Origin of the sequence: Thauera mechernichensis, from assembly GCF_029588855.1 — a bacterium.
GTDB lineage: Bacteria > Pseudomonadota > Gammaproteobacteria > Burkholderiales > Rhodocyclaceae > Thauera > Thauera mechernichensis.
In genome coordinates, this window is the sequence record NZ_JARQZE010000010.1 from 77539 (window position 1) to 93997 (window position 16459).

Consider the following 16459-nt stretch of genomic DNA (forward strand, 5'->3'; position numbering starts at 1 on the left):
CATGTCGAGGCAAGCGCCTGGACGACCAATACCGCGCGGCTGGCGCCGCTTGCTCCCACGATTGATTGAAGCGCCAAGCGCTACCCACCGCCCCATGCCGATCACGCCCGCCCTCGTCCTCACCTGCAAGCTCGCCGCCGGTGTGCTCGCCGACCGCCTGCTGGGCGAGCCACGCCGCCTGCACCCGCTCGTCGGCTTCGGCCGCTGGGCAGCTGCGGTCGAGTCCGCTGTACGCCGCATCGCCGGCGACGGGCGCCTGGCCGGCGTGCTGGCCTGGTCGGTGGCGGTACTGCCCTGGGTCGGACTCGTGCTCGTCCTGCGCGCTCTGACGCCGTGGGCGCACTGGGTGGTCGACATCGCCCTGCTCTACTTCGCACTCGGCGCGCGCAGCCTCGCCGAGCATGCCGAGGCGATCGCAGCCCCACTCGCCACCGGCGAGCTGGCGCAGGCGCGCGAGCGCGTGGGCTGGATCGTCAGCCGCGACACCGCCAGTCTGGACGCCACCGGCGTAGCCGCCGCCGGGACCGAATCGGTGCTCGAGAATGGCAACGACGCGGTGTTCGGCGCGCTGTTCTGGTTCGTCGTCGCCGGCGGCGCCGGTGCCCTGCTGTTCCGCCTGGCCAACACGCTGGATGCGAGCTGGGGCTATCGCACCCCACGCTACCTGCGCTTCGGCTGGGCGGCCGCACGCATCGACGACCTGCTCAACCTCGTGCCTGCCCGCCTCACCGCGCTCACCTATGCTGTGCTTGGCCGCACCCGCAGTGCGCTCGCATGCTGGCGCCGCCAGGCCCCGGCCTGGGACAGCCCGAATGCCGGTCCAGTGATGGCTGCAGGCGCGGGCGCACTTGGCGTCGCCCTCGGCGGCCCCGCGGTGTACCACGGCAAGCTCGAACAGCGCCCACCGCTGGGCACCGGCGCGGCACCCGATGCGGCGACGATCCGCGCCGCCGTCGCCCTCGTGCGCCACGGCGTGCTGCTGTGGCTGGGGCTCGCACTGTTGTTCGCTCTGGCCGTGCAGGTGCATGGAGGACTGCAGGCATGATCGAACATGGCGGTCGGCTCAGGCGAGCCGCACAGCAGTACGGCATCGCGCTCACGGACTGGCTCGACCTATCCACAGGCATCAACCCGCACCCTTATCCGGTGCCGCCCATTCCGGCCGAGACCTGGCAACGGCTGCCGGAGGACGACGACGGCCTCGAAGCCGCCGCTGCAGGCTACTTCGGCACCGCTGCGCTGCTGCCGGTGGCCGGCTCGCAGCCGGCGATCCAGGCCCTGCCCCAAGTCATCCCGGGTGTGCGCGTGAGCGTGCTTGCCCCCAGCTATGCCGAGCATGCGCACGCCTGGCGCCATCACAATGCAAGCAGCTTTGCTGCCGAAGCGCTCGACGATGTCGCCGCAAGCAACGACATCGTCGTCGTGGTGCAGCCAAACAACCCCACCGGCACGCTGTTCCCACGCGAACGCCTGCTCGCCGCGCACCGCCGGCTCGCCGCACGTGGTGGCTGGCTGGTGGTCGACGAGGCCTTCATCGATACCACCCCCGAGGCCAGCCTGGCCACGCTGGCGGGCACCGACGGCCTGGTGGTGCTACGCTCGATCGGCAAGTTCTTCGGCCTCGCCGGCGCACGCGTCGGCTTCGTGCTGGCACCCGCCACAGTGCGTGCAGCACTGGCCGAACGGCTGGGCCCCTGGACCGTCAGCGGCCCGGCCCGCCATGCCGCCCGCCATGCCCTGCTGGACCGCGCCTGGCAGGACGACACTCGGCGCAGGCTGGATATGGCCGGAGCGCGCCTGGCGCGCCTGTTGCGAGACACCGGCTGCGGCCAGCCGCGCGGCCCGGCCCTGTTCAAATGGATCGCGCGCAGCGACGCCGGTGTGCTGCACGCGCGACTTGCGCAGCAAGGCATTCTCACCCGCCTGTTCGAACACCCACCCGCCGTGCGCTTCGGCCTACCGGCCAACGAGGCGGAGTGGGCGCGCCTCGAAACTGCCCTCAGCGCCTGCGCCGCCAGTACTATCGCCGCTGCCAGCAACACCTGATCCGTGCTGGCCCGCCGTCACCGCAACCCGAGGAACATCGTCGTAATGAATCAAGCATCGTCCCCCACCCGCCACATCGGCGCGTGCCTGAGCACCGCCGCCCGCGTGACGGCCGCGCTGGTGCTGGCCAGTTCCGGCACCGCGCTGGCGCAGATCGAACTGACCGACGATGCCGGTAAGGTCGTGCGCCTGCAACGCCCTGCACAGCGCATCGTCAGCCTTGCGCCGCACGTCACCGAACTCCTGTTCGCGGCCGGCGCAGGCGAGCATGTCGTCGGCGTAGTGGCCTACAGCGACTACCCCCCGGCGGCGCGCGAACTGCCCCAGGTCGGCAGCTACACCCAGGTCGACCTTGAGGCGGTGGCGAGACTGCGCCCCGACCTGGTCGTCGGCTGGCGCAGCGGCAACCGCGGCCAGCACCTCGAGCGCCTGCAGGCTCTCGGCATCCCGATCTGGATCAACGAGCCGCGCAGCCTGGACGACGTGGCCCGCAGCCTGGAGTCCCTGGGCGCGCTGGCTGGCAGCAGCACAGTGGCCAACGCCAACGCCAGCGCCTTTCGCCAGCGCCACGCCGAACTGCGCGCACGCTACAGCGAGCAAGCGCCCGTACGCACCTTCTACCAGATCTGGAATCGGCCGCTGATGACAATCAACGACGAGCACCTGATCGCAGACGTGATCCGTCTTTGCGGCGGACAGAACGTATTCGGGACGCTGCCGCAGCTGGCCCCCACCATCGGCGTTGAGGGCGTACTCGCTGCCAATCCTGAGGCGATCGTCGCCAGCGGCATGGGCGAGGCGCGCCCCGAATGGCTGGACGAATGGAAGCGCTGGCCGGCCCTGGCCGCCACGACTGCAGACAACCTGTTCTTCGTACCGCCCGACCTGCTCCAGCGCCACACGCCGCGCATCCTCGACGGCGCACAGCAACTGTGTGCGCACCTCGAGACCGCGCGCAGCCGGCGCGCCTCAGCCCAACCTGCCGCGGCGGGCACCCAGGAACGCTGAACATCGGGAAGACCGGAGACCGCTCAGCGCCTGGCTACAAAACCCTGCACCGACGCCACCTGCTCCGGACCAAGCATCGGGTGCCTGGGGCTGCGACTGCACTCGCACCACTCCCGATCGAAGACCCAGGCCAGGGTCGGTACCAGCCCGGCGAAAAAGCGTTCGGCCGCCGACCCGGCACCCTGCGGCAACGGCAGCTGGAACTGCCGGCAGGCGACCCTCAGCGCACGCAAGCGGCGCCGCGGCGTAGGGTGGAGGTCGTGGCGCCGGTCGCGCACGCCCTCCACGACATCCGCGCAGGTAGCGGCAGCCTGGGCATAGCCGGCGAGCACGCCGTGCCCCATCTCACGGAACGGACGCACACGCGAGCCGGCGTCCGATGACCGCAAGGCCTGAACCCGCGGCCAGTAGTCGTGCTCGAGAAAATGCGCCTTGCGGCTCAACTCGACGAGGGTCTCGCCGACCAACTCGGCGCCAACCAGTCGCGCGGCCACCGCATCGGCTTCGAACTCCTCCATCCGCGCAAGCCGCTGCATGTCCAGGAAGTAGCGCTCCGCCGCACGATCGAGCCAGCGACCATCGCCGGCCTCATCATCGATCACGGCATTGAGGATGCGCGCCCACCATGCGCGCACATGAGCGGACCAGCCGTCACGCCCGCGTCGCTGCGCAGCCAGATGGCCGAATTCGTGCGCCAGCACGGCAGCGAACTGCTCGGGGGAGACGCTATGCACCAAGGGCAAACCGACGAGCAATTCGGTCCGCAGCGGCCCTACCAGGTTAAGCGCCGGGCGCTGCATCACGGCAGCGTTGATTTCGCCGGTTATGCGCACGACGTGCACCGGGGCTACCGCAGTCTGCGCCGCAAGTTCGTCCAGCAGCGCGAACAGATCGGGCGCAACCGCCCTCGGCAGGCGGACACCCTCCGCAACTGGGACGCCCGTCGACAAGGCATTCAGCAAACCGACCGCGGCGAGGGCCATGACCAGCATCGCCCCCACCCACATCACGGTCTCCACGGGTTGACCGGACTCGATCGCCAACCAGGCCCGTGCCGCGCATGCCGCAGCGACCACCAACACCAGCAAGCCGGTCGCCAGCACCACGGCCACGCCGCCGATCGCCCACCACGTCAGGCGCCGCGCGAGCCGGGCGCGCAGGCGGATGACGCTGGATCGGGGTTCGAAATCGTGCATTCGGGCGGGCGCACGGTCGTGGACGAGCCGGGGAGTGTAACCAAGAATCACGCCCTGCGCAGCCGTGGGCCGCCCCCTACCTTGGTGCACGTGCGAAAGACCTCGCTAAACGGACACGAAGCGCTTATAGTCCAGCCTCGCTGCGGTGCACCAGTCGTTCGCAGCGTCTCCTGAAACGATCCGCACGGCCTCGGCCCGGATCCCTTTCCCGCAGCCCGGATTGGTGTCGCCGTACAACGCGCGACGGGCTCGCGCCGGACCATCGAATGAACCCCGAACTGACTTTTGCCAGCCTCGCGCTGGCGGAACCCATCCTGCGCGCCATCGGCGAGGCGGGCTACACCCACCCCACGCCCATCCAGGCCCAGGCCATTCCCCAGGTGCTTGCCGGCGGTGACCTGCTCGCAGCGGCCCAGACCGGCACCGGCAAGACAGCAGGTTTCACCCTGCCGGTGCTGCACATGCTGGCAGCCACCCATGCACACCCGCATCCGCCCGGGCGACCGCGCTGCCTCATCCTCACGCCCACGCGCGAGCTCGCAGCGCAGGTCGAGGAGTCGGTCAAGACCTATGGCAAGCACCTGCCGCTGAGCTCGCTGGTCATGTTCGGCGGTGTCAACATCAACCCGCAGATCAGTGCGCTGAAGAAGCGGGTGGACATCCTGGTCGCCACGCCGGGCCGCCTGCTCGACCACGTCAGCCAGCGCACGCTCGACCTGTCGGGCGTGGAGATCCTGGTGCTCGACGAAGCGGACCGCATGCTCGACATGGGCTTCATCCGCGACATCCGCAAGATCCTCGCCCTGCTGCCCAAGAAGCGCCAGAACCTGCTGTTCTCGGCGACCTTCTCCGACGAGATCCGCGAACTCGCCAACGGCCTGCTGCACAAGCCTGGCACCGTGGAGGTGGCACCGCGCAACACCACGGCCGAGCGAGTGGACCAGGCCGTCTACGAAGTGGGCCAGAAGCACAAGCGAGAACTGCTCGCGCACCTGATCAAGGAGAAGCAGTGGTTCCAGGCGCTGGTGTTCACCCGCACCAAGCATGGCGCCAACAAGCTGGCCGAGTACCTCAGCAAGCACGACATCCCTGCGGCCGCCATCCATGGCAACAAGAGCCAGGCCGCACGCACGCGCGCACTGGCGCAGTTCAAGGACGGCTCGCTGCCCGTGCTGGTCGCCACCGACATCGCCGCACGCGGCCTGGATATCGATCAGCTGCCGCAGGTGGTCAACTTCGAGCTCCCCAATGTGCCCGAGGACTACGTACACCGCATCGGCCGCACCGGCCGCGCCGGTGCCGCAGGCCACGCGATCTCGCTGGTCGACCGGGAAGAGCTCAAGCTGCTGACGGCGATCGAGCGTCTGATCAAGCGCCGCATCGAGCGTGCGACCGCGGAAGATTTCATCCCCAGTGCCGGCGCCGAGGCTGCACATGATGCCGACCATCAGCGCGAACCCCTGCAGCGTCGTGGCGGCGGGCGCCCCGGCCAGGGCCAGGGGCGTGCCGCCAGCGGCGACGCAGCGCGCGGCGGCAATCGTGGCAACGGCGGGCGCAGCTCATCGGTCGCCAAGACCGACGGCCGCACTCAGCCGCGCCCCCATGGCGACGTCGACGGCAATCGCCGGCCGGCGCCCCGCCCCGATGTCGATGGCAACCGCTTCGATGGCAACCGCGGCAACAGCGGGCGCGCCCCAGGCGCAGACGGCAACCGCGCGCCGCACGGGCAGGGCCGCGGCACGAGCGGACGACCTGCCCAGCGTCCGGCCCTGTTCGCGGCCAAGCCCGGCAGCGGCAACCGCTGACCTCCCCGGGGGCCCCACCCCGGGTAATCCCTGTCAGGCGCCCCCTTCGCAGCGCCTGCAGAGACCGTTTAAGATTGAAGCAAGGATGCATCCACGCCTGACACGGGTCCTGGTACGCACTGCGCGTACCAGGACCCGTGGCGGGCATTCGCTTTGCGCTTCTTCATCCAGGCGGAACGACTCATGGGGCCTCATGGCGACGATCTGGTCGAGTTCATCGACGACTCCCCTCTGCCTGGGCCTGCGCCGGCCCATGGAAGACGCAGCTGGACCGTTCTCATCGTCGACGACGACGAGGACGTCCATGAGAGCACCCGTTTCGCCCTCCGCGGCCTGGACATAGAGGAGCGCCCACTGCGCTTGCTCCACGCCCATTCGGCGGCGGAATGCATGGCAGTGTTGCGCGCCGAGCGCGACGTCGCGGTCGTGCTGCTCGACGTGGTGATGGAGGCCTCCGACGCCGGGCTCGTCGCGGTGGAAGGCATCCGCGGCGAACTGGGCCTGCACAACACGCGCATCATCCTGCGCACTGGCCAGCCCGGCCAGGCGCCCGAGATCGACACGATCCGCCGCTACGACATCAACGACTACAAGACCAAGAGCGAACTCACTCGCACCAAGCTGTTTACCTCGCTGACCGCGGCAATCCGCTCCTACGCGCAGTTGTGTCAGCTCGACGAGAGCCGCAGGGGCCTGGAGCAGATCGTGGCCTCCAGCCACCACCTGATGGCGCACGACGGCGTACAGGGCTTCGCCGCCGGGGTGATCACCCAGATCGCCGGCCTGTTCGGCATCCCCTCGGAGGGCCTGGTGTGCGCAAGCGCCAGCGGCGACCCGAACAGCCTGACCGCAGAACAACTCAGGATCATCGCCGCGGCGGGCTGCTTCAGCCACCTCGTCCAGCACCCCGTCTCCGAGATCGGCGATCCGCAGATCATCTCGAACCTCACCCGCTGCCTGCGCGAACAGCGCAACCTCGTAACCGAAACCAGTGTCACGCTGTGCTTTTCCGGCCACGAGGATACCCGCTATGCCGTGTTCATCGATTCACCCGAACCCCTGGGCGACGTCGATCGCGAACTGCTCGGCGTGTTCTGCACCAACATCTCGCTGTGCGCAGACAACGTCGAACTGGTCACCCGGCTGCGCGAGATCGCCTTTGTCGACCCCTTGCTGGGTCTGCCCAACCGTAGCGCCTTCGTCCAGCACCTCGACACTGCGATCGAGGCCGACGCCCTCGCGGGCTGCACGATCGCCCTCATCGATCTCGACCAGTTTGCCGAGACGAACGACATGTTCGGCCACGTCTATGGCGACCGCCTGCTTGGCGCCATCGCCAGCCGCCTTCGCAAGGCCCTGCCGGGCTCGTGCACGATCGCGCGGGTCTCGGGCGATGTGTTCGCGATCTGCGGCGACGAAACCCTGGTGTCGCCCGCCCACCTCGCACCGCTGTTCGATACCCCCTACGTGTTCGACGGCATCGAGCGTCCGGTGTCGGCGTGCATGGGCTTCGTGCGAGCCGACACCGGCTCCAGCGCTGGGGCCGAACTGCTCAAGGATGCATCCATCGCGCTCAAGCGCGCCAAGGCGCGCGGACAGGGCGAGCATGAGTTCTACACCTCGGCAATCGGGCTGGAATCGCGCCAGCACACCCGGCTGCTGCACGAACTGCAGCAATCCTTCGGCAGCGATGCGCTCTTTCTCGCTTTCCAACCGCAGCTCTCACTGGAAAGCGGACGGGTCACCGGCGTGGAGGCCCTGCTGCGCTGGCGCAGGGCCGATGGCAGCTTCGTCCCGCCAGACCAGTTCATCCCGGTAGCCGAGCGCTCCGGCATCATCACCCTGCTGGGGAACTGGGTCATGCGCACGGCGCTGGGCGCACTCGCGCAACTCGACCACGCCGGCTTCAGCGACATCCGCATGGCCATCAATGTCTCGGCCGCTCAGCTGCGCGACCGCAGCTATGCCGAACAGCTCGGCCTCGCCCTGCAGGAGAGCGGGGTGGCGCCAGGGCTGCTCGAACTGGAGATCACCGAGTCAGTGGCCGTCATGGGCATGGCCCGGGTGTCCGCGCTTCTCGCCGAAGTCAAGGCACTGGGCGTCGAGATCGCGATCGATGATTTCGGGACCGGCTTTTCATCGCTGTCCTACCTCGACCAGCTCCCGGTGGACCGGCTCAAGATCGACCGCAGCTTCATCGCCCTGCTCGACAGCTGCCGCCCCGGCGCCCGCATTGCGGAGATGATCGTACCCCTCGGCCATTGCCTTGGCATCGCGGTGCTTGCCGAGGGTGTGGAGACCGAATGCCAGGCCGAACGCCTGCGCGCGATGGGCTGCAACGAAGCGCAAGGCTACCTCTACGCGCGACCGATGCCGCTCGATGCGCTCCTGCAGTGGCTGCAGACATACCGGACAAGAGTCGCATGAGCGTACAACGCATCCTCATCTTTCTGCTCGCGGCCTTGCTGGCCGCATGCGGCAAACCCGAGCCGATCGTGATTGGCTTCATCGCCGGCCTCTCCAATCGCACCACAGACACCGGCGAAGCGGCGCGCAATGCGCTCACCCTTGCCATCGAGGAGCGCAACGCGGCGGGTGGCATCGGAGGCCGTCCACTGCAACTGCTGGTCGGTGACGACGGCCAGGACGCTGCCACTGCTCACCAAGCCATGCAAGCGCTGATCCGTGCCCGCCCGGCGGTGATTGTCGGCCCGTACACCAGCGCGATGGCCGATGTCATCCTCCCGCTGGCCGACGCAGCAGGCGTCGTTGTCCTCAGCCCTGTCATCACGGCAATGCACTTCGTCGGCAAGGACGACATGCTGATCCGGCTCAACCGCAGCACGCGCGACAATGCCGCGGACTATGCCCGCGTGCTAGCCGAACGCGGCCTGCACCGGCTGGCTGTGGCTTACGACGTACGCAACCGGGCATTCTCCGAGTCCTGGCTCGCCGAACTGCGCAGCCAGTTCCCAGCCTACGGCGGAGAGGTCATTGCCGCGGTCGAGTTCGAATCCGCCGCAGATACGATGTTCAGCGAGGTCGCCGCACGCCTTCTCGAAACCGAACCCGATGGGCTGCTGTTCATCGCCAATGCAGTGGATGTCGCGCGGCTGGCACAACAGACGCGCAAGCTCTCACCAAACGTGCCGCTCGCTGCCGCGGAATGGGCCGCAAGCGAACAGCTGGTGGAGCTCGGCGGCCAGGCCGTGAACGGACTGTTGATCGCGCAATCCCACGATCGCACCAACGAAGCGCCTCGCTTCACTGCCTTCCGCGACGCCTACCGGGCCCGTTTCCAGCGCGACCCCGGCTATAGCGCGATCGCCAGCTACGATGCCGGCATCGTGCTGTTCCAGGCGCTGGAACGGCGCAAGAGCGGGCAGTCCGTGAAGGACGCCGTCCTGCGCCACGGCCCCTACCCCGGCTTGCAGCACCTGATCGAGATCGACGCCTTCGGCGACAGCACGCGGCCGATCCATTTCGCAGAGATCCGCGACGGCCAGTTCGTCCTGGTGCGCTGAATGACCCTCCGGAACTGGCGGCTGCGCAGCTTCGTCGTTGCCATCATGGCCGCCACGACCGTCATGGTCGTGGTGCTGGTGGTAGCGGCCCTGCTCGCGATCAGCATTCCCGCTCTCGAAGATGAGACCCAGCGCGAAGTGCAGTTGCAGGCCAACGACCACGCCAACCGCACACAGATCGTGCTCGGTGCTCTTGAGTCGCGCCTGGAGGTGGTAGGCGAGAGTCATGCTCTGGTTGACGCAGAGGTATTCGCGGGCGTCCTCGACATGATCATCGCGCGCACTCCGATGCTGCGAGCGCTTTACCTCGTCGATGCCAACGGGCGTGTGACAGCGGCAGGACTGGACTCGTCGATGAGCAGGCTACGCAACGAGATCCTCGGTAGCGATCTGTCATCCACCCCCTTGTTGCGCGCAACCCAGGCGACCCGCAGCACGACCTGGAGTGACACCTACCTGTCCGCACTCTCGGGGGTGCTCACCGTTGGCGTCGCGACACCGGCCGGTGACTCGCACGTACTGATCGGCGAGGTGCCGCTCGACGCCGTATTGAGCACCCTGGAAGAAACCGGCAGCACTCGCCTTGCCGCACTCTGGGTAATCGATAGCCGTGGCGAGGTCATCACCGAGTCCCGCCACGGCCCGGGTGCCCGACGCATGAATCTCAACGGCCTGCCGCTTCTGCAGGCCAGCCTTGCAGGCACCCCCCTGCCCCCCTACATCGACTTCGAAGGGCAGCGCTACCACGCCGGGCTGGCGCTCTCGGAGGCCCTCAACTGGCGCTTCGTCACCATTGCCCCGACCGGCCTCGACAACCCACGTGTGAGCCGTATGGTGATCGCCATCGGGGCGGCGTTCGCGATCGCCTTGTTGCTCGGCGTACTGCTGTCACGCAGCCTCGCGCAGCTTCTGCTCGCGCCACTGAACAGCATCATTGCCCAGGCCCGCGACACAGCGCACGGCAGGCAGGGCCACTGGCCGCGTGGCCCGGTGGTCGAGCTCAATGCCCTGTCCGGCGACCTTGAGGCGATGGCCGCGCACCTGCAATCGCTCAACCTCGACCTGGAGCAGCGCGTAGCCCAGCGCACCGAGGCCCTCGCCGAAAGCAACCGTTCGCTGCAGGCCACGCTGGCAGAGCTCGAGCGTACCCAGCACGAACTCGTACGCGCCGAAAAGATGGCGGCCCTCGGCGGCCTGGTGGCCGGCGTCGCCCACGAACTCAACACTCCGATCGGCAACGGGCTGATGGCGGTGAGCACGCTGCAGGGGCAGGCCGGCGACTTCCGCCGCTGCATGCAGGCCGGGCTGCGGCGCGCGGACCTCGATGCCTTCCTGCTCAACGTAGACCAGGCGGCAGACATCGCAACGCGGAACCTGAGCCGTGCCGCCGACCTTGTGACCAGCTTCAAGCAGGTCGCCGTGGATCAGTCGAGTGCCCAGCGCCGTCGCTTCATGCTCGACGAGGTCGTCGACGAGATCATCATCACGCTGCGGCCCTCGATCAGACGCCTGCCGTTCTCGATCGAGACCGACATCCAGCCCGGCCTGGAACTCGACAGCTATCCGGGCCCGCTCGGGCAGGTCCTGGCCAACCTCATCAACAACGCCTTGATCCACGCATTCGAAGATCGCGAGCAGGGCACGATCGTCATCGCCGCACGCCGCGCTGAGGACGGACGCATCAGGCTGACCGTCAGCGATGATGGACAAGGCATGGACGCAAGCGTACTGGAGCAGGTGTTCGAACCCTTCTTCACCACGCGCAAGGGGCGCGGCGGCACCGGACTGGGCCTGCACATCGCCTTCAACGCCGTCGCCAACGTGTTGGGCGGCAGCCTCACGGCCAGCAGCACAAAGGACAGGGGCAGCTGCTTCGAACTTCGCATCCCAGCGATTGCCCCAAGCATGAGCGAAACAGGCGCGACAGCCTGACGCCACATCGCATCCATACGCACCAGTATGGAACCCGGTATAATCCGCGGTTACGCCACTAAAAGCACCGTTGCCACGGAGGACAGCATGACCGAGCCGCAAGCCCTTTATCTCGAACGGCGCATGACACCCGCCGATGCCGCCGGCTTCGTGCGCGACGGCGACACGGTGGTCGTACCCACCGGCGTCGGTGAGCCGCCCGCGCTGCTGCACGCACTGTCCGAACGCCGCAACGCGCTGCGCAACGTCGCGGTGAGCCAGATCCTGCCGCTGCGCAAGTTTGCCTACCTCGACCCCGAGACGCGCGCGAACATCCGCCACGACGCCTACTTCTTCGGCGGTGCCACCCGTGCCGGTGGCCAGGCGGGCTGGGTGGACTTCATTCCCGCCTACTTCTCCGAGCTGCCGATGCTGATCGACCGCGGCCTGTCGCCGGCCGACGTGGTGGTGTCGATGGCCTCGCCGATGGACGAGCACGGTTACTTCAGCCTGGCGCTGGCGCCCGACTACACGATGGCAGCGATCCGGCGCGCCCGCGTGGTGCTGCTCGAAGTGAACCCGAACGTGCCGTTCGCCAACGGCAACTGCCACATCCACATCTCGCAGGTCACCGGCCTGGTCGAAAGCGCCGAGGCGCTGTTCGAGGTCGGCCTGCCGCAGATCGGCCCGGTACAGGAAGCCATCGGCAAGTACGTCGCCGACCTCATCGACGACGGCGCCACACTGCAGATCGGCTACGGCGGCATCCCCGACGCGGTCGTCATGCAGCTGCAGCACAAGCGCGACCTCGGCATCCACACCGAGATGATCGGCGACGGCATCCTGTCGCTGATCGAATCCGGCGCCGTCACCAACCGCCAGAAGACCTTCATGCCGGGCAAGACGGTTGCCACCTTTGCGCTTGGCTCGCGGCGCCTGTATCGCCACCTGCATCGCAACCCGGCGGTCGAGATGCACCCGGTGGACTTCACCAACGACCCCTACATCGCAGCGCGCAACGACAAGCTGTGCGCGATCAACGCCACGCTGCAGATCGACCTGCTCGGCCAGTGCGGCTCGGAGAGCCTGGGCCACCTGCCCTACTCGGGTACCGGCGGCCAGGTGGACTTCGTGCGCGCAGCCAACCGCTCGAAGGACGGCAAGGCCTTCATCGTGCTGCCGTCGACGGCAAAGAACGACACCGTGTCGCGGATCGCGCCAGTGCTCTCGCCCGGCACTCATGTCACCACGAGCAAGAACGACATCAACTACGTGGTGACCGAGTATGGCGTCGCCGAACTTCGCGGCAAGACCGCCAAGCAACGCGCGCAAGCGCTGATCGGCATTGCCCACCCCGACTTCCGCGCCGAACTGCGCGAGGCTGCAAAGCGCATGGGGCTGCTGTAAGCGAAACCGGGAAGTCGTGCTGCAGGGCTGTCGCCCCGCAGCACGGATCGCTCAGAGGATGACGGTGATTTCCTCGCGACGCACCAGCTCGGAACCGAAGTCCAGGGCATCGAGCGCAAGCGCATCGCGCGCCGTCACCACGCCAAGCGGACGACGGTCGGCATCGACTACCGGCACGTGGCGCACGCCGTTCTCGAACATCAGATGCAGGGCATGGCCGAAGGGCTTGTCATCGGTCAGCGTCTGCGGGTTGTGGGTCATCACCTCACCGACCGGCGTGGCGTCGGGATCGAGGCCGGCGGCAAGCACGCGGAAAGTGGCGTCCCGTTCGGTGAAGATGCCGGTGAGCACGCCATGCTCGGTGATGAGGGCAGCGCTGCAGTGCAGGTCCTGCATCATGCGGGTGACTTCGCGCACCGGCTTGAAGACCGAGACGCTGACGAAGGGACGCTCGGCGAGAACCTGATGGATCGGACGGCTGGGCATGATCTGTCTCCTGATGCTCTTGTGGAAAGGCACAGTTATCAAAGCTTCAACCGTGCCAGCTTCGGCACCCTCTGCCGTAACCCGACAGCAGGCGCCAAGCACCTGTTTTAGCGCATCTTTTTGACAGCATAATGACGTTACAAGAATATTGCAGCGCAATATCCCGCCTGCAGCATGCCTCACCAGCGTGCATGGGCAGCATGGCTCGCACCGCGACGGTGCAAGCGAGGATGCTCAGTCCTCAACCTTCTTGCACTGCGCCATGGCCTCGCCCATGCGTACCGGCCGCGCTGCGACCCACTCGGAACTGAAACGCAGCACGTCGCGCGGGAACAGCATCACCACGGTTGAACCGAGCAGGAAACGCCCCATTTCAGCGCCCTGCTCGAGCACGACCTCGCCCTCGGCGTATGCGCGCTTCTCGATGTCCGGTCGCCGCGGCGGATTGACGACGCCGTGCCATACGGTCGCCATGCTGCCGACGATGGTCGCACCCACCAGCACCATGACGAAGGGCCCGAACTCGCCCTCGAATACGCACACCACACGCTCGTTACGCGCAAACAAGCCCGGTACGCCACGCGCGGTGGCCGGATTGACCGAGAACAGTTCGCCAGGCACGTAGATCATCTGGGTGAGGCGTCCCGCGCAGGGCATGTGGATGCGGTGGTAGTCGCGCGGCGACAGGTACAGGGTGGCGAAGTCACCGTCCTCGAAGCAGGCAGCCAGGCTGCGGTCGCCACCCACGAGCGCAGCGGTGGAATAGAAGTGCCCCTTGGCCTGAAAGATCTGGTCGCGCTCGATGGGCCCGAACTGGCTGATCGCACCATCCACCGGGCACACGAAGTCGGCCTCGGCATGCGGCCGCGCACCTTCGCGCAGCGGGCGGGTGAAAAAGGCGTTGAAGCTGGCGTAGCTTGCCGGGTCGGGATTGGCCGCTTCGGCCATATCCACGCCGTAGCGCTTGATGAACCAGCGAATGACGGCAGTGGTCACGCGTCCGCCCTCGAGACCGGCCAGCTTGCCGGCAAGCTGGGTAAGCAGACGCTTGGGCAGGACGTACTGCAGGGCAACGGTGAGACGTTCGGACACGGCGAGATCCTGGACAAGAGCGGCGCAGCAGGCGCCAAGGCCACGATTATAGCGGCCGCCCCGGTCTCACCCTATGCCAGCAGCAGCGATGCGGCGATCCCCCACAGCATCAGGGCGACCAGCCCGTCCAGCACGCGCCACGCCAGCGGACGGGAGAACAGCGGCACGAGCAGACGCGCACCGTAGCCGAGCAGCACGAACCACACGATCGACGCACTGATCGCACCGGCGGCGAAAAGCGGACGCAGATCCTCCGCCTGCTGGCTACCGATCGAGCCGAGCAGCACCACGGTATCGAGATAGGCGTGCGGGTTGAGCAGGCTGAAACCGGCCGCCGCGAGCAGGGCCTGGCCTCGCGACATGCGTTTGTGCTCGGCGAGGTTCATTTCCCGCCCCCCGCGCAGCGCCGAGCGCAGGGCGCGGCCACCGTACCAGAGCAGGAATGCGGCGCCACCGTAGCGCGCCATTGCCATCAGGTCCGGGCTGGCGACGAAAAGGCTGCCAAGCCCTGCGATGCCGACCAGGATCAGCGCCATGTCGCACAGTGCCGACACGCTCACGGTCAGCAGCACGTGCTCGCCGCGCAGCCCCTGGCGCAGCACGTGGGCGTTCTGCGCACCGATCGCCATGATCAGGCCGAGCGTGAGAATGAAGCCGTTGAAGTAGACATTGCTCATGATGCGTTCCGTTGTCGTTATGGGTCGGCGGCAGCGCCCGCGCGATCCTTTGTATGCAGCGAGCGGTGCAGCACCGCAATGACCCAATGTAGCGCCGCAGAAACGCACTATTAAGTAAAATCGATTTAATTCATTTTCGACAAAAACTGCTAATGATCGACCATCGCCTGCTCGCCTTCGAAGCCGTGCTGCAGGAAGGCGGCTTTGAGCGCGCCGCGCGCCGCCTGGCGCTCACCCAGTCCGCGGTGTCGCAACGGGTGAAGCTGCTGGAGGCCGAACTCGGCCAGGTGCTGCTGGTGCGCAGCAAGCCGGCGCGCCCGACGCCGGCCGGCCGTCGCCTGCTGCCTTACCTCGCCCAGCTACGACTGATGGAGACCGAAGCGCGACGCGCCCTGGAGCCGGGACAGCGCCACGGCCCGATGCGCCTTGCGGTTGGCGTCAACGCCGACTCGCTCGCAACCTGGTTCATAGGCGCCGTCGCCGAGGTGGTCCGTGAAGAGGGCCTGGTCCTCGACTGCGTGGTGGACGACCAGGATCACACTCATGCCCTGCTGGCCGACGGCGAGGTACTGGGCTGCGTCTCCACCCGCCCGGATCCGATGCGCGGCTGCGCAGCGATCCGGCTTGGCGAGATGCCTTACCTGTGCGCTGCCTCGCCGGCCTTCCGCGCACGCTGGTTCCCGCGCGGCCTCAGCCGCAGCGCGCTGGCGCACGCGCCGGCGATCATCTTTGGCCGCAACGACGACATGCACGAGGCCTTCCTGCAGCGTCACTTCGGGCTGGATACCGGGCAGTACCCTCACCACGTCGTGCCCTCTTCCGAGGGCTTCATGGCCTTCGCGGTCGCCGGCCTGGGTTACGGCTTCATCCCCGAGATCCAGGCCCGCGCCCACCTGGCGCGCGGCGAGCTGATCGACCTCGCCCCGCAACGTGAGGAGGTGGTGCTTTACTGGCACCACTGGCAGGTACAGTCCCCGGTGATGGCGCGGCTCGCAGGCGCGATCGCGGAAGCCGCCGCGAGAGCGCTGGGTACGCCCGGATGACCAGCCCCCGGCAATCGCCCTTACCGCGCTGTTCGGTGGAAAGCGGCGCCAGCCGTGAGGGGTTGAAGGCGATGGGGGTGGGCGGGGCGACGAAAGGCTCGCGACTTGCGTCGCTCCTACAGCACACCGCGCGCGCCCCCCGTAGGAGCGGCGCCAGCCGCGAGGGGTTGAAGGCGATGGGGGTGGGCGGGTGCGACGAAAGGCTCGCGACTTGCGTCGCTCCTACAGCACACCGCGTGCGCCCCCCGTAGGAGCGGCGCCAGC

Annotated in this window: 13 protein-coding genes; 9 read left to right on the forward strand and 4 right to left on the reverse strand. The window is 67.7% G+C overall.

The genetic code is table 11. The annotated features are described in order from the left end of the window. Window positions 1–94: 94 nt before the first annotated feature. From cbiB to P7F68_RS13845, 3 genes are read left to right on the forward strand one after another with little or no spacing between them, the layout of a single operon-like run. On the forward strand, window positions 95–1045 hold the full coding sequence (cbiB, locus tag P7F68_RS13835) for an adenosylcobinamide-phosphate synthase CbiB (RefSeq protein ID WP_002930324.1): 951 nt from the start codon (window positions 95–97) through the stop codon (window positions 1043–1045). Beyond that, complete coding sequence (cobD, locus tag P7F68_RS13840) at window positions 1042–2046, forward strand: threonine-phosphate decarboxylase CobD (RefSeq protein WP_277833975.1); 1005 nt, start codon at window positions 1042–1044, stop codon at window positions 2044–2046. Before cbiB ends, cobD begins: the two co-directional genes overlap by 4 nt. Window positions 2047–2091: 45 nt before the next feature. After that, a complete protein-coding gene (locus tag P7F68_RS13845) occupies window positions 2092–3054 on the forward strand; it encodes a cobalamin-binding protein (protein WP_002940066.1) in 963 nt (320 codons plus the stop codon). Between the two features lie 23 nt (window positions 3055–3077). On the opposite strand, the gene P7F68_RS13850 is transcribed toward P7F68_RS13845, so the two are convergent. After that, window positions 3078–4250, reverse strand: a complete 1173-nt coding sequence (locus tag P7F68_RS13850; RefSeq protein ID WP_277833977.1) for a M48 family metallopeptidase — start codon at window positions 4248–4250, stop codon at window positions 3078–3080. 266 nt (window positions 4251–4516) lie between these two features. Between P7F68_RS13850 and P7F68_RS13855 the strand changes: the two genes are divergently transcribed. From P7F68_RS13855 to P7F68_RS13875, 5 genes are all read left to right on the forward strand, one after another. Beyond that, the gene (locus tag P7F68_RS13855; RefSeq protein WP_277833979.1) at window positions 4517–6055 is read left to right on the forward strand and encodes a DEAD/DEAH box helicase; all 1539 of its coding nucleotides are present in this window, start codon (window positions 4517–4519) and stop codon (window positions 6053–6055) included. Between the two features lie 183 nt (window positions 6056–6238). Then, a complete protein-coding gene (locus P7F68_RS13860; protein WP_277833981.1) occupies window positions 6239–8482 on the forward strand; it encodes a GGDEF/EAL domain-containing response regulator in 2244 nt (747 codons plus the stop codon). After that, window positions 8479–9579 carry an ABC transporter substrate-binding protein gene (locus P7F68_RS13865; protein ID WP_277833983.1) on the forward strand — a complete coding sequence of 367 codons (1101 nt, stop codon included), beginning with the start codon at window positions 8479–8481 and terminating at the stop codon, window positions 9577–9579. The genes P7F68_RS13860 and P7F68_RS13865 overlap by 4 nt, the downstream gene beginning before the upstream one ends. Beyond that, window positions 9580–11511, forward strand: coding sequence for a sensor histidine kinase (locus P7F68_RS13870; protein WP_277833985.1), 1932 nt, complete (start codon window positions 9580–9582; stop codon window positions 11509–11511). It abuts the gene before it with no gap. An 87-nt stretch (window positions 11512–11598) separates the two neighbouring features. Further along, window positions 11599–12897: an acetyl-CoA hydrolase/transferase family protein gene (locus tag P7F68_RS13875; RefSeq protein ID WP_277833987.1), complete on the forward strand. Its 1299-nt coding sequence runs from the start codon at window positions 11599–11601 to the stop codon at window positions 12895–12897. Between the two features lie 51 nt (window positions 12898–12948). Here the strand turns inward: P7F68_RS13875 and P7F68_RS13880 are convergent, their stop codons facing one another. The 3 genes from P7F68_RS13880 to P7F68_RS13890 all read right to left on the reverse strand — a co-directional run bounded on the left by P7F68_RS13880 (window position 12949) and on the right by P7F68_RS13890 (window position 15152). After that, window positions 12949–13383: a CBS domain-containing protein gene (locus P7F68_RS13880; RefSeq protein WP_002942689.1), complete on the reverse strand. Its 435-nt coding sequence runs from the start codon at window positions 13381–13383 to the stop codon at window positions 12949–12951. Between the two features lie 234 nt (window positions 13384–13617). Next, a complete protein-coding gene (gene asd, locus P7F68_RS13885; protein ID WP_002930833.1) occupies window positions 13618–14475 on the reverse strand; it encodes an archaetidylserine decarboxylase in 858 nt (285 codons plus the stop codon). Between the two features lie 71 nt (window positions 14476–14546). Then, a complete protein-coding gene (locus tag P7F68_RS13890) occupies window positions 14547–15152 on the reverse strand; it encodes a LysE/ArgO family amino acid transporter (RefSeq protein WP_002942677.1) in 606 nt (201 codons plus the stop codon). A 152-nt stretch (window positions 15153–15304) separates the two neighbouring features. Here P7F68_RS13890 and P7F68_RS13895 point away from each other — a divergent pair, with 152 nt between their 5' ends. Continuing rightward, window positions 15305–16195 (forward strand): LysR family transcriptional regulator ArgP, encoded by an 891-nt coding sequence (locus P7F68_RS13895; RefSeq protein WP_277833991.1) that lies wholly within the window; start codon window positions 15305–15307, stop codon window positions 16193–16195. The last annotated feature ends 264 nt before the right edge of the window (window positions 16196–16459 follow it).